The sequence below is a fragment of the Streptomyces sp. NPDC053069 genome (genome assembly GCF_044546895.1).
Taxonomy (GTDB): domain Bacteria; phylum Actinomycetota; class Actinomycetes; order Streptomycetales; family Streptomycetaceae; genus Streptomyces.
This window is the reverse complement of sequence record NZ_JBITZN010000016.1, coordinates 98,017-123,186: the sequence shown is the minus strand read 5'-3', so window position 1 is coordinate 123,186 and position 25,170 is coordinate 98,017. Positions and strand designations below refer to the sequence as shown.

Annotated in this window: 18 protein-coding genes; 13 read left to right on the top strand and 5 right to left on the bottom strand. The window is 72.5% G+C overall.

Annotated elements, in window-relative coordinates; all coding sequences use genetic code 11:
• Window positions 1-19 precede the first annotated feature (19 nt).
• The 3 genes from ACIGXP_RS31475 to ACIGXP_RS31465 all read left to right on the top strand — a co-directional run bounded on the left by ACIGXP_RS31475 (window position 20) and on the right by ACIGXP_RS31465 (window position 3,429).
• Window positions 20-694, top strand: coding sequence for a thermostable hemolysin (locus ACIGXP_RS31475; protein WP_363215458.1), 675 nt, complete (start codon window positions 20-22; stop codon window positions 692-694).
• Entirely contained in the window at window positions 681-2,387 is a 1,707-nt protein-coding gene (locus tag ACIGXP_RS31470; protein ID WP_399774099.1) for an AMP-binding protein, read from the top strand. Before ACIGXP_RS31475 ends, ACIGXP_RS31470 begins: the two co-directional genes overlap by 14 nt.
• A 70-nt stretch (window positions 2,388-2,457) precedes the next feature.
• Window positions 2,458-3,429 (top strand): TauD/TfdA family dioxygenase, encoded by a 972-nt coding sequence (locus tag ACIGXP_RS31465; protein ID WP_363215460.1) that lies wholly within the window; start codon window positions 2,458-2,460, stop codon window positions 3,427-3,429.
• A 206-nt stretch (window positions 3,430-3,635) separates the two neighbouring features.
• On the opposite strand, the gene ACIGXP_RS31460 is transcribed toward ACIGXP_RS31465, so the two are convergent.
• Window positions 3,636-5,150: an MFS transporter gene (locus tag ACIGXP_RS31460; protein WP_399774097.1), complete on the bottom strand. Its 1,515-nt coding sequence runs from the start codon at window positions 5,148-5,150 to the stop codon at window positions 3,636-3,638.
• A gap of 414 nt (window positions 5,151-5,564) precedes the next feature.
• Between ACIGXP_RS31460 and ACIGXP_RS31455 the strand changes: the two genes are divergently transcribed.
• The 4 genes from ACIGXP_RS31455 to ACIGXP_RS31440 all read left to right on the top strand — a co-directional run bounded on the left by ACIGXP_RS31455 (window position 5,565) and on the right by ACIGXP_RS31440 (window position 13,144).
• Window positions 5,565-6,353, top strand: a complete 789-nt coding sequence (locus tag ACIGXP_RS31455) for an ABC transporter ATP-binding protein (RefSeq protein ID WP_363215462.1) — start codon at window positions 5,565-5,567, stop codon at window positions 6,351-6,353.
• Window positions 6,350-8,932, top strand: coding sequence for an ABC transporter permease (locus ACIGXP_RS31450; RefSeq protein WP_399774094.1), 2,583 nt, complete (start codon window positions 6,350-6,352; stop codon window positions 8,930-8,932). Before ACIGXP_RS31455 ends, ACIGXP_RS31450 begins: the two co-directional genes overlap by 4 nt.
• Window positions 8,933-9,233: 301 nt before the next feature.
• Window positions 9,234-12,767, top strand: coding sequence for a transcription-repair coupling factor (mfd, locus tag ACIGXP_RS31445; protein ID WP_399774091.1), 3,534 nt, complete (start codon window positions 9,234-9,236; stop codon window positions 12,765-12,767).
• Between the two features lie 17 nt (window positions 12,768-12,784).
• Window positions 12,785-13,144 (top strand): MerR family transcriptional regulator, encoded by a 360-nt coding sequence (locus tag ACIGXP_RS31440; RefSeq protein ID WP_363215465.1) that lies wholly within the window; start codon window positions 12,785-12,787, stop codon window positions 13,142-13,144.
• 9 nt (window positions 13,145-13,153) lie between these two features.
• On the opposite strand, the gene ACIGXP_RS31435 is transcribed toward ACIGXP_RS31440, so the two are convergent.
• Window positions 13,154-13,915, bottom strand: a complete 762-nt coding sequence (locus ACIGXP_RS31435; RefSeq protein ID WP_399774088.1) for an SDR family NAD(P)-dependent oxidoreductase — start codon at window positions 13,913-13,915, stop codon at window positions 13,154-13,156.
• Window positions 13,916-14,071: 156 nt separating this feature from the next.
• On the opposite strand from ACIGXP_RS31435, the gene ACIGXP_RS31430 reads away from it, so the two are divergent.
• Window positions 14,072-14,986 carry a hypothetical protein gene (locus ACIGXP_RS31430; RefSeq protein WP_363215467.1) on the top strand — a complete coding sequence of 305 codons (915 nt, stop codon included), beginning with the start codon at window positions 14,072-14,074 and terminating at the stop codon, window positions 14,984-14,986.
• A gap of 186 nt (window positions 14,987-15,172) precedes the next feature.
• Window positions 15,173-15,892 carry an HNH endonuclease family protein gene (locus ACIGXP_RS31425; protein WP_399774085.1) on the top strand — a complete coding sequence of 240 codons (720 nt, stop codon included), beginning with the start codon at window positions 15,173-15,175 and terminating at the stop codon, window positions 15,890-15,892.
• A 58-nt stretch (window positions 15,893-15,950) separates the two neighbouring features.
• Here ACIGXP_RS31425 and ACIGXP_RS31420 read toward each other — a convergent pair whose 3' ends face one another.
• The 3 genes from ACIGXP_RS31420 to ACIGXP_RS31410 all read right to left on the bottom strand — a co-directional run bounded on the left by ACIGXP_RS31420 (window position 15,951) and on the right by ACIGXP_RS31410 (window position 19,484).
• Complete coding sequence (locus ACIGXP_RS31420) at window positions 15,951-17,897, bottom strand: hypothetical protein (RefSeq protein WP_399774082.1); 1,947 nt, start codon at window positions 17,895-17,897, stop codon at window positions 15,951-15,953.
• 71 nt (window positions 17,898-17,968) lie between these two features.
• Window positions 17,969-18,661, bottom strand: a complete 693-nt coding sequence (locus ACIGXP_RS31415) for a hypothetical protein (protein WP_363215471.1) — start codon at window positions 18,659-18,661, stop codon at window positions 17,969-17,971.
• A gap of 121 nt (window positions 18,662-18,782) precedes the next feature.
• A complete protein-coding gene (locus ACIGXP_RS31410) occupies window positions 18,783-19,484 on the bottom strand; it encodes a hypothetical protein (protein WP_399774078.1) in 702 nt (233 codons plus the stop codon).
• A 188-nt stretch (window positions 19,485-19,672) separates the two neighbouring features.
• On the opposite strand from ACIGXP_RS31410, the gene ACIGXP_RS31405 reads away from it, so the two are divergent.
• The 4 genes from ACIGXP_RS31405 to ACIGXP_RS31390 all read left to right on the top strand — a co-directional run bounded on the left by ACIGXP_RS31405 (window position 19,673) and on the right by ACIGXP_RS31390 (window position 25,141).
• Window positions 19,673-21,952: an N-6 DNA methylase gene (locus ACIGXP_RS31405; protein WP_399774076.1), complete on the top strand. Its 2,280-nt coding sequence runs from the start codon at window positions 19,673-19,675 to the stop codon at window positions 21,950-21,952.
• 173 nt (window positions 21,953-22,125) lie between these two features.
• Window positions 22,126-22,770 (top strand): hypothetical protein, encoded by a 645-nt coding sequence (locus ACIGXP_RS31400; RefSeq protein WP_399774073.1) that lies wholly within the window; start codon window positions 22,126-22,128, stop codon window positions 22,768-22,770.
• Between the two features lie 38 nt (window positions 22,771-22,808).
• On the top strand, window positions 22,809-24,302 hold the full coding sequence (locus tag ACIGXP_RS31395) for a protein kinase (protein WP_399774273.1): 1,494 nt from the start codon (window positions 22,809-22,811) through the stop codon (window positions 24,300-24,302).
• A 188-nt stretch (window positions 24,303-24,490) separates the two neighbouring features.
• Window positions 24,491-25,141 carry a SurA N-terminal domain-containing protein gene (locus ACIGXP_RS31390; RefSeq protein ID WP_399774270.1) on the top strand — a complete coding sequence of 217 codons (651 nt, stop codon included), beginning with the start codon at window positions 24,491-24,493 and terminating at the stop codon, window positions 25,139-25,141.
• The last annotated feature ends 29 nt before the right edge of the window (window positions 25,142-25,170 follow it).

The window sequence follows — 25,170 nt, the reverse complement described above, 5'->3', positions numbered from 1 at the left end:
GAAATGTGAGGAGACAATCGTGCGCATTACTGTCGCCAATCGTCTGACGCCCAGCTGGAGCAACGCCAGCGACTTCGCCAGGGAACGGTATTCGAAGGCATTCGGTGCCGATGTCATACCCGCCCCGGACTATTTCATCGTCGCCTCCGGCCCACAGCAGGAGGAGTACGACGGCACGGACCCGGCCGATCGCATTCTCGCCTGCGTCGGCATGACGTTCGACTCGGAGCGGGGCTTCTTCTCCGAGCGCTATCTCGGCGGCGAACCCGTCGAGGAGGCCGTCGCCCGGGTCACCGGCGCCACCTGCACCCGTGACTCCATCGTGGAGATCGGCTCCCTCGCCGGCGGCGGCGACCGCTCCGGCCTGGAACTGATCCGGCTCACCCCGATCATCGCCTGGTGCCAGGGCCTGCGCTACATCCTGTGCACGGCCACCGGCCAGCTCGCCCGCACTCTGGACCGGCTCGGCATCCCCTTCAAGCCGATCGTCTCCGCCGACGCCTCCACCCTGGACGACTTCGAGCGGGAGCGCTGGGGGACGTACTACCAGCAGACCCCGCGCACCGGCGTCATCCCCCTGCACGCCATCGGCGCCCTGCTGTCCTCCACCACCGGCCGCTACCGCTTCAGCGGCCTGGACATCGAACTCACCGCCGACCGCCGGGAGAAGGTGCTCGCCGATGCCGCTGCCTGACGCCCACGACAAGTACGGCGCTCTGCTGGAGGAGCGCACCGCCGCCGCGCTGGCCGACCCCGCCGCACAGGACCTGCCCCTGGTGGAGGTGCTCGGTGAGGACGGGCGGACCGCGGCCCGCTACACCTACCGCCAGATGGGCTGCGCCACAGCCGCGCTGCGCTCCCTGCTGGACCGCTGGCCGGCCCGCGGCGAACGCCTCAAGGTGGGCGTGGCCATGGGCAACACCCCCGAGTTCCTCGTCGCCGACCTGGCGCTGTTGCAGCACCGGGCCACCGAGGTGCCCGTACCGCTGGCCTTCTCGCCCGAGCAGGCCGCCGGGCTGCTGGAGGACATCGACGTCGTCCTGACCGACCAGGCCGGCTGGGAGCGGCTCGCCCAGTGGTCCGCAGAGACGCCCGTCATCCCTGCCGACTGCGGTCATCTCCTGGTCGACATCGAGGAGTTGCTGGACGCCCCGGCACCGGCGCACTTCCTGCCCGCGGCACCCGCGGCACCCGCGGCACCCGCGTCCCCGGCACCCGAGTCCGCCGTGCCCGCGCACGCCGCGCCCCCGGCCGCCCGGCCGGACTGGATCTGCAAGGTCATCCACACCTCCGGCACCACCTCCCGCCCCAAGGGCGTGCGGATCCGCTCGGCCGGGGTGAACGCCCTGGTGGACTCGCTGCACCAGGAGATGCCCGCCGGCTCCTACACCCGCTATCTCTCCCTGGTCCCCTTCAGTCTGCTGATCGAGCAGGTCACCGCCGTCTACCTGGTCCTCGCCGACCGCGGCACGGTGGTCCTGCTGCCCCCGTCGGCACCCCTGGTCGGCACCTCCGCGACCGCACCTCAGCGCGTCCTGCCCTACCTGGCGGCCGCCGCGCCCAGCGCCCTGGTGGTCACCCCCGCCCTGGCCGAGGTGCTCGCCGCGGAGGCCGAACGGCTCGCCGTGGACCAGGGAGCCGGACAACGGGCCGCCGCCGAGGCCCTGTTCGGCCGCTCACCGGCCCCGCTGATCTGCTGCGGCGGCGCCCCGGTCACCCCGCAGGTGCTGCACCGCCTGGAGGCGCACGGCATGCCCGTGCACGAGGGCTACGGGCTCAGCGAGAACAGCTCGGTGGTCTGCTGGAACACCCCCACCGCCCGCCGTATCGGCACCGTCGGCCGCCCGCTGCCGCACGTGACCGTACGCCTGGCCCACGACGGGGAGCTGCTGGTGCGCAGCGCCTCCCTGTTCGCCGGCTACAGCCGCACCGACCCCTCCAGCTGCGCGCTGGACGAGGACGGCTGGCTGCACACCGGGGACCTCGCGACCATCGACGACGACGGGTTCGTCCGCATCGTCGGCCGCAAGAAGAACGTCATCATCACCGCCTCCGGCCGCAATGTCGCACCGGAATGGGTGGAGGCGTCGTACACCACGCTGCCCTTCGTCCGGGCGGTCGCCGTCAGCGGCGACGGACTGACCGCCCTGCAGGGCCTGTTCCTGGTGGAACCGGGCACCGACCCGGCCGAGGCCGAACGGGAGATCGCCGCGCACGGCGAGCGTCACCTCTCGATCGTCGAACGGGTCCAGGAGCCCACGGTGTTCGTCGCCGACGAGGACCTGTACCTGCGGTTCTTCACCGTCACGGGCCGCCCGCGCCGCCCGGTCATCGCCGCGTTCCTCGCGGAGCCGGCCGTGCCTGACCGGATGCCGGTGGCCGTGTGAACCGCACCGACCGATTCACCACTGTCGCGAAGCACCGGCTTCGCCTGTGCACAAAGGAGACACCCACACCATGATCGCCGGCGTCGACCTCATACGCTACGGAAACGGCCTCGGCAGGATCGCCATGGCCCGCCCCGGCGGGAACCTCGCCGATCTGCAGCCCAAGCAGGTGATGAACGTCCTCGCGGAGACCGGCTTCCTGCTCTTCCGCGGCTTCGACCCGAGCCTGGAGGAGTTCTCCGACTTCGTCCGCGCCCACTCCGACAAGGTCACCCTCGACCCGGCCCGCACCTTCTTCGGCGGCAACGTCGCCCAGAAGGTCGACGCCGGAACCGAGGCGCTCGGTCTGCACATCGAGAACGGCAACAGCCCGTTCGTGCCGACGCTCACCTGGTTCCTGTGCGAGAAGGCCGCCAAGTCCGGCTCGCAGACCACCGTGTGCGACGGGTACGCGGCCTGGGAGCGGTTCAGCCCGCAGGCCAAGCGTGCCTTCAAGGAGCAGGACATCGTCTACACCCGCAGGGTCAGCGAGGCGATGTGGAAGGCGTTCACCCAGTTCCAGCTGGAGGGGGTCAAAGACGTCGAGGACATCACCGTTCACGACGTGCAGAGCCTGGCCACCGGCCCCGGCCACACCACCTTCCACGTCGACGAGGACGGCTACCTCACCTACGCCTACCGCACCCCGGCCGTGCACTCCACGCTGTTCGGCCGCCGCCAGTCCTTCGCCAACAGCATGCTCGGCCCGTCGTACAACTACGAACCGCCGAAGATCACCTTCGCGGACGGCAGTGAGCTGCCCGAGTGGCTGTGGGACGAGGTGCGCGACGTCACCGAGTCGGTGACCGAGGAGATCAACTGGGTCGACGGCGACGTCGTCCTGGTCGACAACACCCGGGCCATGCACGGCCGCAGGGCGGTGCTGGACACCGACCGCAGCATCTACAACTCCCAGAGCTACGCGGCCGCGCACCTGCTGAACGCCCTCGGCAACCAGTTCGGCGCGTGCACCACGGAGGTCCTGTCCGCCGTGCCCGCCTAGCAGGGCCGCCCGGCCCGCGCCACCCGCCCGTGCCGGGCCCGCACCACCCGCCCCCGCCGGGCCCGTACCAGGGCCGGGCGCGGGCCGCGAGAAGGGAGGGCCGGCTGGACTGACTCCGGTATCCCTCGACACCGCCCCGGGCGGGACCGACATCCCCCACGGTCCCGCCCGGGGCGCGTCGCCGTACCGGGAGCGGCGCCGTACGGCTACTCCTGCCGCACCGGAAACCGCCGCGGCGCCACCACCAGCAGCACCACGAAGGCCAGCGCCGCCGCGCCCGCCGCACCGAGGTACACCGCGTGCACCGCGTCGGCGATCGCCCGCCGGGTCGCCTCCGGGGCCGTACCGGCGGCCAACGCGCGCGTGACGGACTCCAGGTCGCCCGCTCCGCCCAGCCGCGCCGCCAGCACCCCGTTGGCGACGGCACCGAAGACGGAAGCGCCCACGGTCTGCCCGGTCTGCCGGCAGAACAGCACCGACGCGGTCGTCGTGCCCCGCTCCGACCAGCCCACCGTCGACTGCACCCCGATGATCAGCGGCAGCTGGAAAAGCCCCAGCGCGCCGCCGAGCAGCAGCATCAGGAGCATCGGCTGCCACCAGGAACCGGGATACGGCAGCAACGGGAAGGCGAGCAGGATCAGCGCGCCCAGCCCGATACCGAGCAGCGCGGTGTCGCGGAAGCCGATGCGCCGGTACACGTGCTGGCTGAGCGCAGCCGACCCCGACCAGGTCAACGTCCACACGCACAGCACCAGACCGGCGGCCGCCGGACCGAGCCCGAGCACCGACTGCGCGTACGTCGGCAGGAACACGCTCGGCGCCACCATCAGCAGCCCCAGCGCGCCGAGCGCCAGATTGACGGCCGCGATCGTACGGCGGCGCCACACCCACCCGGGGATGATCGGTTCGGTCGCCCGCCGCTCCACCCACACCACGACCCCGGCCAGGGCGAGCCCCGTGCCGAACAGCGCCAGCGAGGGCGCCGACAGCCACGCCCAGGCCACCCCGCCCTGCACCAGCGCGGTCAGCAGCACCCCGCCGCACGCGAACACCGCGAGCGCGCCGGCCCAGTCCACACGCGCGCGTGCCGTGCTGTCCGGGTTCTGCGGCGTCTCCCGCTCCGGCTCGTGCAGATGACGGACGATCAGCCAGAGCGCGGCGCAACCGATCGGCAGGTTGACCAGGAAGATCCAGCGCCAGTCGGCGTACGCGGCGAGCACCCCGCCGAGGCCCGGTCCGGCCACCGCCGACACCGCCCACACCGTGGACAGCTTGGACTGGATCTTCGGGCGTTCCGCCAGCGGATACAGATCGGCGGCCAGCGTCTGCACGGTGCCCTGCAGGGCCCCGCCGCCCAGGCCCTGCACGATCCGGAACGCGATCAGCGCCGCCATGTTCCAGGCGCCCGCGCACAGCAGCGAGCCCAGCAGGAACACGGCCGCGCCCGCCACCAGCACCGGCTTGCGGCCGAAGGTGTCGGAGAGCTTGCCGTAGACGGGGAGCGTGACGGTCACGGCGAGCAGATAGCCGGAGAAGAGCCAGGAGAAGACGGAGAACCCGCCGAGATCGCCGACGATCTGCGGTACGGCCGTGGAGACGATGGTGGCGTCCAGCGCGGCCAGCGCCATCGCCAGCATCAGCGCGGCGACCACCGCGCCCCGCCGCCCGGTGTCCCGCCGCCGGACCGTTCCGCCGCGTATCGCGGGTGTCGTACGCCCCACCGGAAGCCCCTCCCCGTGCCCCTTGCACCTGTCTCCGGTACGACAGCTTCCCATTGACCCTCACGCAACGGGAGGGTGGAGGCTTGCCGGGCCGAAGGGTGGAGACGACCCCGAGAACGACTCCGCCCGGGGGTGGAGCACCCCTAGGGGTATCTCCGTACTACGGCTCGGGGAGGGTTCGTTCCGGCGGAGGACGAGACGGGCCGGGTCCGGTCCTTAACCTGGCTTTACGCCGCTGGGGGGGCGACCCGCACCGGCGGGGTGGGGTTTTCCCCCAGAAGACAGGGGGCTTCGCACCAGCGCGCGAGGGCCCCGCCGGCCGCGAGACTCGACGGCGTACCGGAACGACGCCCCGGCGCACCGGGGCATCCCTGACGCACCACACGACTTGCCAACCGATATAGGAGACATACCGTGACATCGGCTGTGACCATTCCCAGGCACGGGGGCACTGGAGGGCCTACGGCCGTTGCCGCGCGGGCGCGGCAGGTCGTGAAGGCGTACGGGTCCGGGGAGACCCGTGTCGTCGCCCTCGATCACGTCGACGTGGACATCATGCGCGGCCAGTTCACCGCGATCATGGGCCCCTCGGGGTCCGGCAAGTCCACGCTGATGCACTGCCTCGCCGGACTCGACACCGTGACCGGCGGTCAGATCTTCCTGGACGAGACCGAGATCACCGGCCTGAAGGACAAGAAGCTCACCCAGCTGCGACGGGACCGGATCGGGTTCATCTTCCAGGCGTTCAACCTGCTGCCGACGCTGAACGCGCTGGAGAACATCACGCTGCCCATGGACATCGCAGGGCGCAAGCCGGACCGGGAGTGGCTGGACCGTGTGGTGGAGACCGTCGGGCTCGCCGGACGCCTCAAGCACCGGCCGGCCCAGCTCTCCGGCGGCCAGCAGCAGCGGGTCGCCGTGGCCCGTGCGCTCGCCGCCCGCCCGGAGATCATCTTCGGGGACGAGCCGACCGGAAACCTCGACTCGCGCGCGGGCGCGGAGGTCCTGGGCTTCCTGCGCCGCTCGGTGGACGAACTCGGCCAGACCATCGTGATGGTCACCCACGACCCGGTGGCCGCCTCCTACGCCGACCGTGTGCTCTACCTCGCCGACGGCCGGATCGTCGACGAGATGTACCAGCCGACGGCCGATCAGGTCCTGGACCGCATGAAGGACTTCGACGCCCGGGGCCGCACGTCATGACCGTGCTCAAGACCTCGATGCGCAACTTCTTCGCGCACAAGGGCCGGATGGCGCTGTCGGCGGTCGCGGTCCTGCTGTCCGTCGCCTTCGTGTGCGGCACCCTCGTGTTCACCGACACGATGAACACCACCTTCGACAAGCTCTTCCAGGCCACGGCCTCGGACGTGACGGTCAGCGCGAAGGGCTCCTCCGACACCGGTCAGACGACCTCCCGTACCGGCAGGCCGCCGGTCATGCCGGCCTCCGTGCTCGGCACGGTCCGGGGTGCCGAGGGCGTGCGGAAGGCCGAGGGGACGGTGTTCTCCACCTCGGTGACCGTCGTCGACGCCAAGAAGGACAAGCTGTCGCCCAGCAGCGGTGCGCCCACCATCGTCGGCAGCTGGAACGGCAACGACGCCCGCACCATGGAGATCACCACCGGTACGGCGCCCAAGGGCCCTGACCAGGTCATGGTCGACGAGGACACCGCCGACAAGCACCACCTGAAGCTCGGTGACGAGATCGGCGTGATCTCGGTCGTGGGCACCCACCACGCGCGCGTGTCCGGCATCGCCGCCTTCAAGGTCACCAACCCGGGCGCGGCGATCTTCTACCTGGACACGAGGACCGCCCAGCAGACCCTGGTCGGAAGGACCGGCGTCTACACCGACGTCAACGTCACCGCCGCCCAGGGGGTGACCGACGCGCAGCTGAAGAAGAACGTGAGCGCGGCCCTCGGTCACGCCTACAAGGTGCAGACCGCCAAGGAGGTCGCCGACGCCAACCAGAAGAGCGTCAAGAGCTTCCTGAACGTCATGAAGTACGCGATGCTCGGCTTCGCCGGGATCGCCTTCCTGGTCGGCATCTTCCTGATCATCAACACCTTCTCCATGCTGGTCGCCCAGCGCACCCGCGAGATCGGCCTGATGCGCGCCATCGGCTCCTCCCGCAAGCAGGTCAACCGGTCGGTGCTGATCGAGGCGCTGCTGCTCGGCGTGATCGGCTCCCTGCTCGGTGTCGGCGCGGGCATCGGCATCGCCGTCGGCCTGATGAAGCTCATGGGCAGGATGGGCATGCACCTGTCCACCGACGACCTCACCGTCGCCTGGACGACCCCCGGCGTCGGCCTGCTCCTGGGCGTCGTGGTCACCGTCCTGGCCGCCTATCTGCCCGCCCGGCGCGCCGGCAAGGTCTCCCCGATGGCCGCGCTGCGCGACGCCGGTGCCCCGGCCGACGCCAGGGCCGGCACCGTCCGGGCCGCCATCGGCCTGGTCCTCACCGCCGCCGGCGGCTGGAGCCTGTACGCCGCCGCCACCGCCGACAAGGCCACGGCCGGCTCGGGATGGCTGGGCCTGGGTGTGGTGGCCACGCTGGTCGGCTTCGTCGTCATCGGACCGCTGCTCGCCGGCGGACTGGTCCGGGTCCTCGGCGCCGTCATCCTGCGGGTCTTCGGCCCCGTGGGCCGGATGGCCGAGCGCAACGCGCTGCGCAACCCGCGCCGCACCGGCGCCACCGGCGCGGCCCTGATGATCGGTCTGGCCCTGGTGGCCTGCCTGTCGGTGGTCGGCTCCTCCATGGTCGCCTCGGCCACCGACCAGCTCGACAAGACCGTCGGCACGGACTTCATCATCCAGAGCGACACCCCGGGCGGGCTCCTCACCCCGCAGGCGGTCAAGGCCGTCAAGGAGACGGCCGGCCTCAAGCGGGTCACCGAGTACAAGTGGACCGACGCGGACTTCACCATGCCGGACGGCCACACCCTCAAGAACACCACGATCATGGCCGCCGACCCGGCCTTCGCGAGCGACGTGCGGACCAAGACGGTCGCCGGCGAGCTGAAGGACGCCTACCGGCCCGACTCGATGTCGGTACCCGAGAAGTTCGCCGAGGAGCACGGCATCCGGCTCGGCTCCAGGATCGCCGTGGCCTTCGCGGACGGTTCCACGGGCCGCCTGACCGTACGGGCGATCACCAGCAGCGACGGGCTCATCGACGCGGGCGCGAAGTACACGTCCATCCGGACGATGGCCACGTACGTCCCCGCCGACAGGATGCCGCAGGACCAGCTCCTCTTCGCCATGGCCGAGGACGGGCAGCAGGCAGCCGCCTACCAGGCGCTGAAGGCGGCCCTGCACGACAACCCCGACGTGACCGTGCGCGACCAGACCGACTACAAGAAGGAGCTGAAGGACCAGATCGGCCAGCTGCTGAACATGATCTACGGCCTGCTGGCACTCGCGATCATCGTCGCGGTCCTGGGTGTCGTGAACACCCTGGCGCTGTCGGTGGTCGAGCGGACCCGGGAGATCGGCCTCATGCGGGCCATCGGTCTCTCCCGCCGCCAGCTGCGCCGCATGATCCGCCTGGAGTCCGTGGTGATCGCCGTCTTCGGCGCCCTGCTCGGCCTCGGCCTGGGCATGGGCTGGGGCGCGACCGCCCAGAAGCTCCTCGCCCTGAAGGGCCTGACCATCCTGGACATCCCCTGGCCGACGATCATCACGGTCTTCGCCGCCTCGGCCTTCGTGGGTCTGTTCGCCGCGCTGGTCCCGGCGTTCCGTGCGGGCCGGATGAACGTACTGAACGCCATCGCGACGGACTAGCCGCGCAGCCGGGCCGGCCGTGCAGCCGGGCCGGCCGTGCGACGGACCGGCTGCGCAGGCCGGACCGATGACCACCGCATACGGGGGTTGCGGGGGAAGACCCGGTGCCGGGGAGTCCTGGAGACTTCCCGGCACCGGGTTGTTTCTGCCGGGTTGTTTCTGCCGGGCCGTTCGGCCGGTGCACAACGGGAGGGTTGTCCACAGCCCCCGACGGCAACGCCGCCGGCGTCGTAGGCTGGACAGCCCCGGCTGCCACCCGCGCCGGGCTACTTGCGTTGCCCACCCCGGACGGAAAGCCCCCATGAGCCTGCACGGTCTGCTCGACGCCGTCGTCAAGGACCCCGCCCTCGCGGAAGCGATCACGGCGGCCGCGGACGGCAACCGCATGCACGTCGACCTCGTCGGCCCCCCGGCGGCCCGCCCCTTCGCGGTCGCCGCCCTCGCCCGCGAGGCCGGCCGCCCCGTGCTCGCGGTCACGGCGACGGGCCGCGAGGCCGAGGACCTGGCGGCAGCCCTGCGCTCCCTCCTCCCCCCGGAGGGCGTCGTGGAGTACCCCTCCTGGGAGACCCTCCCGCACGAGCGGCTCAGCCCGCGCAGCGACACCGTCGGCCGCCGTCTCGCCGTGCTGCGCCGCCTCGCCCACCCCCGCCCCGACGACCCCGAGACCGGCCCGGTCTCCGTCGTCGTGGCGCCCGTGCGCTCCGTGCTGCAGCCGCAGGTCAAGGGCCTCGGCGACCTGGAGCCGGTATCCCTGAGGACCGGGCAGACCGCCGACCTGAACGATGTCGTGGACGCCCTCGCGGCCGCCGCCTACGCGCGCGTGGAGCTCGTCGAGAAGCGCGGCGAGTTCGCCGTGCGCGGCGGCATCCTGGACGTCTTCCCGCCCACCGAGGAACACCCCCTGCGCGTCGAGTTCTGGGGCGACGACGTCGAGGAGATCCGCTACTTCAAGGTCGCCGACCAGCGCTCCCTCGAAGTCGCCGCACACGGCCTGTGGGCACCGCCGTGCCGCGAACTGCTGCTCACCGACGACGTACGCGCACGCGCGCGGGCCCTCGCCGAGGAGCACCCGGAACTGGGTGAACTCCTGAACAAGATCGCCGAGGGCATCGCGGTCGAGGGCATGGAGTCCCTCGCCCCCGTCCTGGTCGACGACATGGAGCTGCTGCTCGACGTCCTGCCCAAGGGCGCCATGGCCGTGGTCTGCGACCCGGAGCGGGTCCGCACGCGCGCCGCCGATCTCGTCGCGACCAGCCAGGAGTTCCTGCAGGCCTCCTGGGCGGCCACCGCCGGCGGCGGCGAGGCCCCCATCGACGTCGGCGCCGCCTCCCTGTGGTCCATCGCCGACGTCCGCGACCGCGCACGCGAGCTGGACATGATGTGGTGGTCGGTCTCGCCCTTCGCGGCGGACGAGGAGCTCGACGCGGACACCCTCAAGCTCGGCATGCACGCGCCCGAGACCTACCGCGGCGACACCGCGCGGGCCCTCGCCGACACCAAGGGCTGGCTCGCCGACGGCTGGCGCGCGGTGTTCGTCACCGAGGGCCACGGCCCGGCCGCCCGCACGGTCGAGGTGCTCGGCGGCGAGGGCATCGCCGCACGGCTCGACGCCGACCTCGGCGAGCTGAGCCCGTCGGTGGTGCACGTCTCCTGCGGCTCGATCGAGTACGGCTTCGTCGACCCGGCGCTGAAACTCGCCGTGCTCACCGAGACCGACCTGTCCGGCCAGCGCACCGCCACCCGGGACGGCGCCCGGATGCCGGCCCGGCGCCGCAAGACCATCGACCCGCTCACCCTGGAGCCGGGCGACTACATCGTCCACGAACAGCACGGCGTCGGCCGCTACATCGAGATGGTGCAGCGCACCGTGCAGGGCGCCACCCGCGAGTACCTGGTCGTGGAGTACGCGCCCGCCAAGCGCGGCCAGCCCGGCGACCGGCTGTACATCCCGACCGACCAGCTGGAGCAGATCACCAAGTACGTCGGCGGTGAGGCGCCCACCCTGCACCGGCTCGGCGGCGCCGACTGGACGAAGACCAAGGCACGCGCGAAGAAGGCGGTCAAGGAGATCGCCGCCGACCTGATCAAGCTGTACAGCGCGCGCATGGCCGCCCCCGGACACTCCTTCGGCACCGACACGCCCTGGCAGCGCGAGCTGGAGGACGCCTTCCCCTACGCGGAGACCCCCGACCAGCTCACGACCATCGCCGAGGTCAAGGAGGACATGGAGAAGTCGGTCCCCATGGACCGCCTGATCTGCGGCGACGTCGGCTACGGCAAGACCGAGATCGCGGTGCGGGCCGCCTTCAAGGCCGTACAGGACGGCAAGCAGGTGGCCGTCCTCGTGCCCACGACCCTGCTGGTGCAGCAGCACTTCGGGACGTTCTCCGAGCGGTACGCGCAGTTCCCGGTGAGCGTGAAGGCGCTGTCCCGTTTCCAGACCGACACCGAGGCCAAGGCCGTCCTGGAGGGCCTGAAGGACGGCGCGGTGGACGTCGTCATCGGCACCCACCGCCTGTTCTCCTCCGAGACGAAGTTCAAGGACCTGGGCCTGGTCATCGTCGACGAGGAGCAGCGCTTCGGCGTCGAGCACAAGGAGCAGCTGAAGAAGCTCCGCGCCAACGTGGACGTGCTGACCATGTCCGCCACACCCATCCCGCGCACCCTGGAGATGGCGGTCACCGGCATCCGTGAGATGTCCACGATCACCACGCCCCCGGAGGAGCGCCACCCGGTGCTCACCTTCGTCGGGCCGTACGAGGAGAAGCAGATCGGCGCCGCCATCCGCCGCGAACTGCTGCGCGAGGGCCAGGTCTTCTACATCCACAACCGGGTCGAGTCCATCGACCGCGCGGCCGCCCGGCTGCGCGAGATCGTCCCCGAGGCACGCATCGCCACGGCCCACGGCCAGATGTCGGAATCGGCGCTGGAGCAGGTCGTCGTCGACTTCTGGGAGAAGAAGTTCGACGTCCTCGTCTCGACGACGATCGTCGAGTCCGGCATCGACATCTCCAACGCCAACACCCTGATCGTGGAGCGCGGCGACACCTTCGGCCTGTCCCAGCTGCACCAGCTGCGCGGCCGGGTCGGCCGAGGCCGCGAGCGCGGTTACGCCTACTTCCTGTACCCGCCGGAGAAGCCGCTGACGGAGACCGCGCACGAGCGCCTGGCGACGATCGCCCAGCACACCGAGATGGGTGCGGGCATGTACGTGGCGATGAAGGACCTGGAGATCCGCGGCGCCGGCAACCTCCTCGGCGGCGAACAGTCCGGCCACATCGCGGGCGTCGGCTTCGACCTGTACGTCCGCATGGTCGGCGAGGCCGTCGCGGACTACCGGCGCCAGCTGGAGACCGGCGAGATCGAGGAGGAGGCGCCGCTGGAGGTCAAGATCGAGCTGCCCGTCGACGCGCACGTCCCGCACGACTACGCGCCCGGCGAGCGGCTGCGCCTGCAGGCGTACCGGGCCATCGCCTCCGCCAACTCGGAGGAGGACATCAAGGCCGTCCGCGAGGAACTCACCGACCGCTACGGCAAGCTGCCCGAACCGGTGGAGAACCTGCTGCTGGTGGCCGGCCTCAGGATGCTCGCGCGCGCGTGCGGGGTCGGTGAGATCGTCCTGCAGGGCACCAACATCCGCTTCGCACCGGTGGAGTTGCGCGAGTCGCAGGAGCTGCGCGTCAAGCGCCTGTACCCGGGCACGGTCATCAAACCGGCCGTGCACCAGGTGCTGGTCCCGCGCCCGAAGACCGCGAAGGTCGGCGGCAAGCCGCTGGTCGGCCGCGAACTGCTGGGCTGGGTCGGGGAGTTCCTCGCCTCGGTCCTGGGTTCGTAGGAGTCGCAAGGGGGGACATGAGGATCGGTGAACTGGCGGCGGCGACCGGGGCGACACCGCGCGCCCTGCGCCACTACGAGCAGCAGGGCCTGATCACCTCCGCCCGCGCCGCCAACGGCTACCGGGAGTACGAGGCCCGTACCGCGGTCCGCGTCCGCAACATCCGGCACCTGCTGGAGGCGGGCCTCACCCTGGACGACGTCCGGGTGTTCCTGCCCTGCCTGGACGGTGACGTCACCGCCGGCCCCGCCTCCGCCAAGGGCCTCGGGGTCGCCCGGGACCGGCTGGCGGTGCTGGACGCGCGGATCGCGACGCAGACGGCGGTACGGGACCGGCTGGCGGCGGCGCTGCGGGAGGCGGGGGACACGGGTCCCTGAGGCCGGCCGTCAGGCGACGACCGCCCCGCCGTCCACGGGCAGCACCACTCCCGTCACGAACGACGCCTGCGGGGAGGCGAGCCCGGTGATCGCCCAGGCGACCTCCTCCGGGCGGCCGATCCTGCCGAGCGGGGTGTGCTCCCGCTGCCATGTGCGCAGCCCCGCCACCTGCTCGGGGCCGAGACCGGAGTGCTCACCGATGGGGGTGTCGATCGCACCGGGCGCCACGGCGACCACCCGCACCCCGTGCGGCGCGAGCTCCACGGCCCAGCTGCGGGTCAGCGTCTCCAGGGCGGTCTTGCCCGCCGCGTAGAGGGAGTTGCCGGGCCAGGCGCGCTGACCGACGGAGGTCGTCACGTTCACCACCACACCCCGGGCGGCCTCCAGCGCCGGCAGCGCGGCCTGGGTGAGCAGGACGGGAGCGAGGAGGTTGGTCTCCAGCAGCGGACGTACCGATGTGCGTGTGCAGCTGCGCAGGGATCCGGGGGTGACGACCCCGGCGTTGTTGACGAGGACGTCGATCCGGCCGTACCGCTCCAGCGTCGTACGCACGACCGTCTCGGGGCCGTCCTCGGACGTGAGGTCGGCGCACACCGGCGTGATACCGGGGTGCCCGTCGGCCGTCCCGGCCAGCGGCGCCGCCCGGCGGCCGACCGCGACGACCCGCGCGCCCCCGGCGGCGAACGCGCGCGCGGTGGCCCGGCCGATACCGGTACCGGCACCGGTGACGACGACGATACGGGGGCTGTGGGTGCGGGTGTCTTCGCTCATGCCCGGATCCTCGGACCCTGACGCCGGTGTCAAGGTCAACCGGGGACGCCGACTTCTGCCGAAGCGATACGAGTCCGGGGTCGTCTCGGGCAGTCTTGTCCGTGCCGCAGGGCCGCGCGGTCGCGCGCGGAACGGGACGACGGGGAGGGGCACGTCATGTCGGAGCACGACGGCAAGGCCGTAGGAGAGGGAACCGTCCCGGGGGAGCCGGTGGAAGCGGCGCGGGTGCGTCAGCTGTGGCACCTGCTGGAGCCGCTGCACGCGGTGCTGTACTACGCGCCCGAGGTGTTCGAGGAGACGGCTGCCCTCGGATACGGCACGGCCGACCGCTGGCCGAGCTACTTCCCGCTGCGCGCCGCCCCGTTGGGTCCCGCCGGCACCGAACGCGTGGCCTCTGCCTTCTACAGCTTCAACCCCCGTATGGTCGCCGCACACATCGACGCGGCCTGGAGCATCGCGAGCCCGCGCGACGTCCTCGCGGCACGCCTGCGGGGCATCGACCGCACCTACCGCACGCTCCTCGGCGACCGCGTCGACAGCCCCGAGCTGGCCGAGGCCGCGGCCCTCGCCCGGCGCGCGGCCGAGGCGGCCGGCACCGCGGGCCGCCCGCTCGCCGCGGCCAACGCCGAACTGCCCTGGCCGGAGCCCCCGCACCTGCAGCTGTGGCACGCGGCCACCGTCCTGCGCGAGCACCGCGGCGACGGCCACATCGCCGCCCTGCTCCTCGCGGACCTGGACCCCGTCGAGGCCCTGGTGTCGTTCGCCGCGATCGGCGCCGCGTCCGTCGAACGGTTCGAGAGCCGGGGCTGGAGCAGCGGCCAGTGGTCGGCCGCCCGCGCCCGGCTGGCCGCCCGGGGCCTGGTCGAGGCGGACGGTACGGCCACGGAGGCGGGCCGCGCCCTGCGCCGCGGTGTGGAGGAGCACACCGACCGCCTGGCCGCCCGCCCCTGGCAGACCCTCGGCCGCACGGACACCGACCGCCTCGCCGACCTGCTCGGCGACTACTGGGTCGCGATCCTCTCCTCCCATCTGCTGCCCTCGGAATCCACCCTGGGCATAGGCAAGGTGTGAGCGGGCGCACGGCCGCACTCCCCGGGCTCCGCCGCCAAGCTCTCAGGTGCCCCAAGTCGGGTCGGAATTGCACCTGATGGTTCCCTTTGTGCCCATCTGACGGAAGCCGGCGGTCCGTTACCGTGGGCACAGGAACGATCCGCCACGGCCGGCAGGGCGGACAAGGGCGAGCGAGGGGGACGTACCGTGACGCGTCTGAGGTGCGGGGCGGTCACCGCGGTGGTCGTCATGGCCGTCGCCGTGACCGGCTGCAAGAGCGAGCAGACCAAGGGGTCCTCGGGACCCGGAAGGACGCAGGGCGGGGGAGCGGCGCTGGCCGCCGTCGACTCACTGACCGTCAAGGGACGCGCCCCGAAGACCGGATATTCCCGGGCCCGCTTCGGCACCGCGTGGGCGGACACCGACTCCAACTCCTGCGACACCCGCGACGACATACTCAAACGCGACCTGAAGGACGTGAAGTTCACCGGCGGCGCCTGCAAGGTCTCCTACGGCCTGCTCGAACCCGACCCCTACTCCGGCAAGGACATCACCTACCGGCGCGGCAGCAGCCAGGTCGACATCGACCATGTCGTCGCCCTCTCCGACGCCTGGCAGAAGGGCGCCAAGTACTGGGACCCGAGCAAACGCATAGCGCTGGCCAACGACCCCCTCAACCTCATCGCCGTCGACGCGAGCACCAACCGAGGCAAGGGAGACGGCGACGCGGCCACCTGGCTGCCGCCCAACCAGAAGTACCGCTGCACCTATGTGGCCGCCCAGGTCGCCGTGAAGAAGAAGTACGGCCTGTGGGTCACCGCCGCCGAGCAGGCCGCCATGAAGAAGGTCCTCACCGGCTGCCCCGGCCGGAAACTCCCCACGGGCGGCAACCCCACCAAGGCACCGGACCGTTTCCGCGCACGGTGAGCCGCGGGCCCGCGCCCGCGGCCTCGTGACGGCACGCGCTGCAGCCGCGGGTGTCCCCTCAGCGCCCGGTCGCGCGGCCGCGGGGCGGAGGGGCGGGGCGGCCCGCCTTCTCCCAGAGGACGAAGGTGTTGGTGCGGGCGTGGACGAAGGCCTTGACCGGGTTGCCGGAGTACGTCCAGGGCACGCTGCCGATGTGTCCGCCGACCGCCCGGAACTGCTCGACTGCCTCCGCGTACCGCTTCGTCAGGAACAGGGTGTCCGCCAGCAGGTGCCGGACCACCGGCAGCCGGTGGTGTCCGGCCGGCACCCGGTCCACGGCGTCCAGGGTGGCGTCCACGGCCGCCTGCACGAACGGCTGGTGGTACACCGGCTCGTCGCGTTCCCGGGTGCCGTGCTCCAGCAGCGCGTACAGGCGCAGTACGGGCAGCAGGCTTCCCGGCGGAGCGGAGGCGGCGGCCTGCTCGGCGAACGCGTACATCAGCTCGTGCGAACCGCGCCACTTGGCGCACCAGTACTGCAAGGCGCTGACGTGGGCACCGAAGTGGTGCGGGTCGCGTGCGGTGACCTCGGCCCACAGCGCCCGGAACTCGTCGTGCGACCAGCCGAGCCCCAGAGCGATGGTGATCTGCGCGATCCAGGGGCAGGGATCGTCGGGTGCCATCCGCGCGGCCTCCTGGCAGGCGGGCAGCGCCTGGGCCAGCAGCCTGCGGAAGCCCTCGAACTGCTCCGCCGTGGTGTGCTTCGCCCCCTTGTCACCGCGGACGTTGCCCGCGAGCACGACGAGCGCGTCGGCGTGCACCAGCGCGGCGGACGGGTCGTCGGGGTGCTCGGTTCTCCATGCCTTGACCCAGCTGTCGTCCTGGGCGGCGGCGTGCGTGAGGATGCCGAGCCGGTACCACCGCAGGTCCCAGTCGCGACCCGCTCCGGCCAGGTAGGCGGCAGCCCGCCGCCAGTCACCGGCGAGCGCGGCCACCGCGACCGCGTCGGCCTCCGGATCGGGGCCCGCGAAACGGGTGTCGAGCTGTGCGGCGGGCACCAGCCCGTACTGGGCGGGGTCGATGTTCACCGGCGCCTTGGCCTTCGCCTCGGCGCGGGCGGCGCGCGCCTTGCGGGCGTTGCGCGGGATGGTGACGGCCGCGTAGACGAGGGCGCCGGCACCGGCTATGTCGATCAGGACGTTCATACGGGTCTTTCCGAGTCGGGCCGCCTGAAGAGGTGACCGAAGAGGCTGCGGGCGGAGAGAAGGAGAGCGGGAGGCCGTCAGGGCATGGCGTGGGATGGCAGTGCCGTGCCGCCTGCCGGAGAACGGCCCCCGCCCCCCGCCGGACAGCAGGGCGCGCAGTGGTGCCGTGTCCGGTGGCTCGGCGACCGCGTGGTCCAGGGCCTCCTCCAGTGCCTCGGCCGACCCGTCGGGTGCCACCTGGCGCACCGGGGGACCCGCCCAGCACAGCTCCCACCGGCACCGTCCCGCGTCCAGCGCGGCGAGCAGGGCCAGTTGGCGCAGGGCCGAGCGGAAGGCCGTCCTGGCGAACTCGCGCGCCGCCCGGCCACTGCTCCGGCCGGCCTGCTCCGACCTGGGCAGCCGGCCGGCGATGTCGTACAGCAGGCCGTGGTCGACCATGTCCAGGAGACGGTCGGGGTGCGTGACTCCGGGCGGGGCGACGTCCCTCGCGCCGGCCGCCTGGGCCATGGCCCGCAGCAGCGGCTGCGCACCCCGAGCACAGCTCGCCCGCCGGATCTGCGACGGCAGTTCGGCCCACGGCACCCGCCGCGTGGACAGGGCCTGCGGGCCCAGTACGACCCGCTCCAGCCCGGCCAGCAGGCCGTCCGGTGCCCGGAGCGCCGCGAAGACGGGGCGCCGTACACGGGTGGCGGTGCGTCCGTCGTCCGGCCAAAGCAGGCCCAGACCGAGCGCGGCACGCAGCGAGGTTCCGGGGAGGCCCCGGTCTCGTGCGGCGGCCTCTTCGGCGGCCGTCCTGTCGGCGGGGCGGGACGTCACGGGCATCGGCGTCTTTCACGGGGGACGGGTGGCTGCCGGGCGGCCGGAGTTCAGGCCCGGCCGCCCGGCTGTGCCTCCTACTTCAGCGCCGCCAGGATCGCCGTCGTTACCTTCTTCGCGGACGCGGCGCCGTTGTCGGAGCCCGCCGTGGACAGCACGGTGACCACGGACCTGCCCGAGCGCGCCGCGATCAGCGTCGTGCCGTTCTCCCAGGCGCCGCTCTTCAGCGTCATCGTGTACGCCTCGTCGCCGAGCCCGGCCGTGGACGTGCCCGTGAGCTTCACCTTGGCGTGCGTGTCGGTGTCCGTGAACGTGGCGCACCGGGCGGCGACGTCCCGCAGGCCCTTCATCACCTCGGTCGCCGTGGTGCCCTGGAACTGGTCGATCTCCTGGGCTACTTCCTCCGTCTTGTCCTGGTTGGCGTAGTCGTTCTGCGCGAACGACACGCCCCCCTTGAAGCCGCTCAGCTGGATCCAGGAGGTCGCCTCCAGCCTGGTGCAGTCCGGCTTCCCGGTCTTCCTGCTGGACGGGGAGAGGAAGGCGCCGCCGCTGTCCGCGGCACCGGCGGCCTCAAGGGTGAGCGCGGACGGAAAGGCCGAGGCGGGCGCCAGTGCCTTCTTCAGCCTCGCACCGGTGACGAGACCGGCGTTCAGGTTCTTCGCCTTGGCCGGCTTGGCGCTCGCGCCCCCGTCGTCGGGGGAGCAGGCGGTGAGGGCCAGCGGCAGCACCGCGACGGCGAGCAGCGTGGCGACACGGGGAGAGAGGTGCATGACAGTCCTTGAACAGGGGTGGGTGAACAGGTGAGCGGTGATAGGGGGGTGGGGTCGGGGGGTGGGGGCTGGGGGTGGGGGGTGGCGGTGCTGGGTGGCTCGGAGCCGGTTCAGGGCCGGATCAGGCGGCCTTCTTCCAGTCGCCGCAGCCGGTGGTCTTGAAGTAGGCGTCGCCCGGGCTGATGGTGACGACGGCCGTGCCGGTCACGTTGTTGTTGGCGATGATCGAGTCCAGCCCGTGCTCGGCGTCCTTGGTGCGCTCCCAGTAGCAGGAGTCGTCCTTGTTGCCGGCCGACTTGTACGTGCCCGGCGCGATGTCCGTGCCGACCTTGTACATGCCTCCGTCGCCGTCCATCGAGGAGGCGGGCGTGCCCTTCGCCTTGGGGTCGACGGCCTCCCAGTCCTTGCAGCCGCTGGACTTGAAGATCTTGTCCGTGGGCTTGACGGTCACGTAACTCGTGCCGGTGACGTTGTCGTTGGCCAGCAGCGAGTCCGTCTCGCCCTTGGCGTCCTTGGCGCGCTCCCAGTAGCACATGTCGTCGGTGTTGCCGGTCGTGCGGTAGGTGCCCGGCTTCAGGTCCGAGCCGACCTGGAACTCGCCGTCGCCGGCGATGGCTGCCTTCCGCTTCCCGGCCGCCCGGCCGTCCCCCGGGTTCTTCTTGCCCTTGGTGCCGCCGGGCGTGTGCTGGGCGGAGGCGGACGAGTCCTTGCCGCTGCCGCCCGAGCCGCCGTCCTTGCCGTCACTGCCGGCGTTGGCGGACACGGCACCGATGACGACGACTCCCACGACGGCGCCCAGCGCGACCTTGGCCTTCATGCCCATGGCGAATCCCCTCCCAAAGCGGCGGCCGCCCCCTCCGGTGGCCGCTCGTTCGCTGAGTCAATAAGAGCAGAGGCTGTGAACCGAGTCAACACTGTTCACAGGGTTGGACTTGTACACGGCCGTGAAGCCTTGGATCTTGTGTACGCCGGTATGCTCGGTCCACACACGGGACGAGGGGAGCGGGGCCGGTGCAGGACAACGCGACAGAAGTGACCGCGGCCGGAATCGCCCGGCTCGCCGGGGTGGGCCGGGCGGCCGTGAGCAACTGGCGGCGCCGGCACGCCGACTTCCCCAAGCCGGTCGGCGGCACCGAGACCAGCCCGTCCTTCGCGCTCGCCGAGGTCGAGGCATGGCTGCGCAAGCAGGGCAAACTCGCCGAGGTCCCGCTGCGCGAACGCGTCTGGCAGCAGCTCGTCGGACATCCTGAGGGCCCCCTGAGCGCCCTGGTGCAGGCGGGATGCGTCCTCCTGCTGATCCATGAGCGCCCCACCGTCTGGCTCGACGCGAGCGCCGGTTCCGACGCGCGCCTGGCCGCGGTGCTGTCGGGCGCGCTGGAGCAGGTGCTGGCAGCGCGCTTCGGCGGTGTACCGGGCCGCGGGGCGCACGGCGGCCCGACCGCGGGCCGCGGGGCGGGGGTGAACAGGTCCGGTGGCGCGGAGGGTGTGAACACTCCGGGTGGGCAGGACGTGGTGGACGCCGCGTCCGACGGGCCAATCCTGCCCGGTGTGAACGGGCCCGCTACGGCCCCGGATGTGAACTCGGGTCACACGGGACCTGCTGTGAACGCCTCGGCCACCCCCACGGCCCCAAGCCCGGCCCCCACCCCAACCTCACTCCCCGCCCCCGCCCTGCACACCCCCTCCGGTCCTCAACTCCTCCTCTCCGCCCCCCTCTTGCGCGGCACGGCCGAGCTGGCCGCCGAGCTGGGGGCGCGACAGGCCTTCGAGTTCCTGCTGGGCCGGCACCTGGACGCCAACCCCCGCCAGTACACGCTGACCCCCGCCGGCCTCGCCGAGCTCATGGCCGACCTCGCCGGCCCCGCCCGTACCGTCCTGGACCCCGCCTGCGGCACCGGCGCCCTGCTGCGGGCCGTCGGCACCCGCCCCGACCAGGAGCTGTACGCCCAGGACAGCGCGCCCGACCTGGCCGCGCTCACCGCGCTGCGGCTCGCGCTGCACTCCCGGGCCGGCGTGCGCGGCGCCGCCGGTGACACCCTGCGCGCCGACGCCCACCCCGAGCTGCGCGCCGACGCCGTGCTGTGCCATCCGCCGTTCAACGAGCGCAACTGGGGCCACGACGAACTCGCCTACGACCCCCGCTGGGAGTACGGCTTCCCGGCCCGCACCGAGTCCGAGCTGGCCTGGGTGCAGCATGCGCTGGCCCGGCTGGCCGACGGCGGCTTCGCCGTGCTGCTCATGCCGCCGGCCGCCGCCTCCCGCCGTTCCGGGCGCCGGATCCGCGCCGACCTGCTGCGCCGGGGTGCGCTCAGGGCCGTGATCGCGCTGCCGGTCGGGGCGGCACCGCCGTACAACATCCCGCTGCACGTATGGGTGCTGCGCCGGCCCGACCGGACGCCGGCGGCGCCCGAGGTGCTGCTCGTGGACTCGGGGAGGTTCGCCGGGGAGGGGCGCGGCGGGCCGGACTGGGCGGCGGTGCGAGAGACCGTCCTGGACGCCTGGCGGGCCTTCGAACGCGCGGGACGGCTGGCGGAGCGGCCCGGGCTTGCCCGGTCCGTGCCGGTCATCGAACTCCTCGACGACGACGTCGACCTCGCCCCCGCCCGCCATCTGCCGCCGGCGGCCGTGGCCGACGGGGCGGAGCAGCTCACGGCGGTGCGCGAGCGCCTCGGTGCGACCCTGCGCCTGACCGCCGGCCTCACTCCGCCGCCCGCCGCGCCCGCGCCGGGCGCGCGCTGGCCGCTCACCACCATCGGTGAACTCGCGCGCGGGGGCGCGCTGGTGATGCGCACCGGCGGAAACGGCGGCCACGCGCGCGTGCCCGTGCTCACCGACCATGACGTCCTCGCCGGCTCGGCGCCGTCCGGGACGCTTCCGGAGAGCGAGGAGGAGGCGGTGCTGACCGAGCCGGGTGACGTCGTCGTACCGGTGCTGGGCGGCGGCTCGGTGGCGCGCGTGATCGATGAGGCGACGGGGGGCGCCGCCCTGGGGCGCAACCTCGTGCTCCTGCGCCCCGATCGCACGGCGCTCGACCCGTGGTTCCTCGCCGGCTTCCTGCGCGGCACCGCGAACAACCGGCAGGCCAGCAGCTACGCCTCCACCGCGACCCGGCTGGACGTGCGCCGCCTGCAGCTGCCCCGGCTCCCGCTGGACGAACAGGGGCGCTACGGCGCGCGTTTCCGCGCACTCGACGAGTTCGAGCGGGCGCTGCGCCATACGAGCCGGCTCGGGGAGCAGCTCGTGCGCGGGATGTACGACGGCCTCACCGACGGTACGGTGGCGCCCGACTGACCGCCCGCCGACGGAGCGCGCAGGACAACGGTTCGGTACAGCCGGGACGCTTGTCCGTGTCCTTGTCCGTGTCGGGTCATATGCTCGAAGCGACAATCGCACGACCGGCGTCCTCCGCCCGGCGGAACGCGCCGGGCGGACACGTACGCCCACATCAGGCATCAGGAGCAGTCATGCAAGGCCTCGGCTACGGACAGCCGGTGAAGCGGCCGCCGCACACCGCGTGGCTGGTTCTGCTGCGTGTGCTGTTCGTGGCGACCGGGTTTTTCAGCGTCGGCCTGCTGGCCTGGGTGATGCTGCTGCGGCTGGCGATCGTCACGCGACGGTCGCTGGACTGGGGCCTGTTCGTCGCCGCGCTGGTCGCCGACATCCTCAGCCTGGTGCTGATAGGCACCGAGTCCGGTGACGACGTGCACACCCCGGGCGGCTACTTCGGCATGTTCCTGTTGCTCGGCACGCTGGTGGCCGCGATCGCGTACTACCTCGCCGCGGACATCCGGCACTTCATGCTGCGGCAGCAGTCGTACGCGGCACAGCGGCCGGCGCAGGCCGGGTACGGCTACCCGGGCCCCGCGCACCCGTACACGGCGGCGCCCGCCCCGGCCGTGCCGATCGGCCGAGCGGGCCACGACACGCCGTTTCCCCCGGCCCCGGCCGTCCCGCACACGCCGCCCCCGATACCGCGCACGCCCGTGCCCCAGCCGCCGCAGCGCCCGGCGCCCACCCATATCGAGCAGGTACGCGCCGAACTGGACGAGCTGAGCGACTATCTGCGCAAGCATGACGGCCGGCCCGACAGCCACGAGGGCGGAAGGTGAGCGTGGCGACAGGACGAGTCGTCGCCGGCCGGTACGAACTGTCCACGCTCATCGGACAGGGCGGCATGGGCCAGGTGTGGACGGCGTACGACCGGCGGCTGGACCGGCGCGTGGCGGTGAAGCTGCTGCGCCCCGACAAGGTGGCGGGCCAGGAGGCGGACGAGCTGCGCCGCCGCTTCCTGCGCGAGTGCCGGGTGACCGCGCAGGTGGACCACCCCGGTCTGGTGACCGTGCACGACGCGGGCAGTGAGGGCGAGGAGCTGTTCCTCGTCATGCAGTACGTCGACGGCGCCGACCTGTCCGACCATCTCGCCGAGCACGATCCGTACCCGTGGCCGTGGGCGGTCGCGGTGGCCGCGCAGCTGTGCGCCGTGCTGAGCGCCGTGCACGCGGTGCCGATCGTGCACCGCGACCTCAAGCCGCGCAACGTGATGGTGAAGCAGGACGGCACGGTCACCGTGCTCGACCTCGGCGTGGCGTCCGTCATGGACACCGACACCACCCGCCTCACCCACACCGGCTCCCCGATCGGCTCGCCCGCCTACATGGCGCCGGAGCAGGCGATGGGCGGCGCGGTCGGCCCGTACACCGACCTGTACGCGCTCGGTGTGCTGATGCACGAACTGCTCAGCGGTGACGTGCCGTTCGCGGGCTCCACGGCGCTCGGTGTGCTGCACCGGCACCTGTACGAGCCCCCGGTGCCCGTGCGCCGGATCCGCCCCGAGGTCCCCGAGGCGCTGGAGACACTCGTCCTGCGGCTGCTCGCCAAGGACCCGCAGCACCGGCCGGGCTCCGCGCAGGAGGTGTACGAGGACCTGGCGGCGCTCCTGCCCGCGCGCGGGACGCCCACCGGGGCGCCCTTGGACCCCACGCGCCCCTTCCTGCGCCCGCACGCCCCCTGGCCGGACCGTGCGCGGACCCCCGCGCCCCGGCCCGCCCCCGTCGCGCCGGCGCCGCCGGTGGCCGAGAAGCCGGACGTCGCCGCGGCCGTGGACGAGGTCAAGCGCCTGCTGGGGGAGGGGCGCATCACCCAGGCCGTGGACATCCTGGGCGCGATCCTGCCCGCCGCCGCCGAACAGCACGGCGAACACTCCCCGGTGGTGCGCACGCTGCGCAAGCAGTACGCGGCGACGCTCATGGACGACGGCCAGTACCGGCGCGCGCTGCCCGAACTGCGCCGGCTCGCCGACGAACGCGCCGCCGAGGCCGGCCACGCCGACCCGCAGTCCCTGCGCTACCGCTACGAGGCCGCGCAGTGCCTGGAGCAGCTGGGCGAGCCGGCGGCGGCGCTCGCCGAGTACCGCGCGCTGCTGCCGTACTACGAGAACCAGTACGTCTCCGGCGACCCGCAGCTCGCCCACGACGTCCGCCGGCGCATCGGCCATCTGCTGCTCGCCCTCGGCGACCGGCCGTCCGCCCACGACACCCTGGCCCGGCTGCTGATGGACCTGGAGCGGCTGCACGGCCCCGGTCACCCGATGGCCCTGGAGATCCGGCGCACCCTGCAGTGGCTCGGACAGGTGCGCGGTTAGCGCGTACGACAGCGCGAACAGGGCGTGTGCCACCGGCTGAGCCGATGCGGTGGGTGCGGGGGGTGCGGCGGTGCCTCCAGCGGGTGCGAATCGTTGGTCGAATGGGTTGGCCCCGGCCCGCCCACTGCCTACCATCGATCACCGCAAGACTTTGTGCACCGTCGCACAATCTCCCCTTGGAGGTCTCCTTGCACCGCCGCCGCACCGCGCTCGTCCTCACCGCCGCGATCGCCGCCGCGGCACCCCTGCTGACCGCCTGCGGAAGCGACGCGCACCCGGGCGCCGCAGCCGTCGTCGGAGGGCAGCGGATCACTGTTGCCCAGCTGGAGAGCCGGGTCGACGAGGTCCGCAGGGCACAGCGGGCCGCGGTGCCGGACGAGACCCAGTACCAGCAGGTCCTCGCCTCCACCAGCAGCCTCACCCGGGACACCCTGCACAACATGGTCCTCGACCGGGTGCTGCACCGTGCCGCGCAGGACGAGGGCATCACGGTGACCCGTAAGGAGGTCCAGCGGATGCGCACCGGCCTTCAGGAGCAGGCCGGCGGTGCCAAGGGGCTTCAGACCGCCTGGCTGCAGAAGTACGGCATCGCCCCGGCCCACCTCGACGAGAACCTGCGCCTCCAGCTGGAGGCGCAGAAGCTGGCAGGGAAGCTCGGCACCGACACCAGCCGGCCCGACTTCTGGAAGGCTCTGTCGAAGGCCTCCCAGGAGCTCCGGGTCGACCTCAACCCGCGCTACGGCACGTGGGACGTGCAGAAGAGCAGCCGGGTGGACGCCGGGACGCCGTGGGTGCGGGAGGTCACGGCGGCGGACGGCGGGCAGCCGGTGACGGCCTAGCACGGCCGGCCCGGTCGCCGCCGGACGAG

Excerpts from the sequence above, each read along its gene's own strand:
- mfd (WP_399774091.1), top strand. The coding sequence starts at position 9,234 with ATGAGCCTGCACGGTCTGCTCGACGCCGTCGTCAAGGACCCCGCCCTC.
- ACIGXP_RS31400 (WP_399774073.1), top strand. The coding sequence starts at position 22,126 with ATGCAAGGCCTCGGCTACGGACAGCCGGTGAAGCGGCCGCCGCACACC.
- ACIGXP_RS31420 (WP_399774082.1), bottom strand. The coding sequence starts at position 17,897 with ATGCCCGTGACGTCCCGCCCCGCCGACAGGACGGCCGCCGAAGAGGCC.
- ACIGXP_RS31465 (WP_363215460.1), top strand. The coding sequence starts at position 2,458 with ATGATCGCCGGCGTCGACCTCATACGCTACGGAAACGGCCTCGGCAGG.
- ACIGXP_RS31440 (WP_363215465.1), top strand. The coding sequence starts at position 12,785 with ATGAGGATCGGTGAACTGGCGGCGGCGACCGGGGCGACACCGCGCGCC.
- ACIGXP_RS31415 (WP_363215471.1), bottom strand. The coding sequence starts at position 18,661 with ATGCACCTCTCTCCCCGTGTCGCCACGCTGCTCGCCGTCGCGGTGCTG.
- ACIGXP_RS31470 (WP_399774099.1), top strand. The coding sequence starts at position 681 with ATGCCGCTGCCTGACGCCCACGACAAGTACGGCGCTCTGCTGGAGGAG.
- ACIGXP_RS31435 (WP_399774088.1), bottom strand. The coding sequence starts at position 13,915 with ATGAGCGAAGACACCCGCACCCACAGCCCCCGTATCGTCGTCGTCACC.
- ACIGXP_RS31430 (WP_363215467.1), top strand. The coding sequence starts at position 14,072 with ATGTCGGAGCACGACGGCAAGGCCGTAGGAGAGGGAACCGTCCCGGGG.
- ACIGXP_RS31410 (WP_399774078.1), bottom strand. The coding sequence starts at position 19,484 with ATGGGCATGAAGGCCAAGGTCGCGCTGGGCGCCGTCGTGGGAGTCGTC.
- ACIGXP_RS31450 (WP_399774094.1), top strand. The coding sequence starts at position 6,350 with ATGACCGTGCTCAAGACCTCGATGCGCAACTTCTTCGCGCACAAGGGC.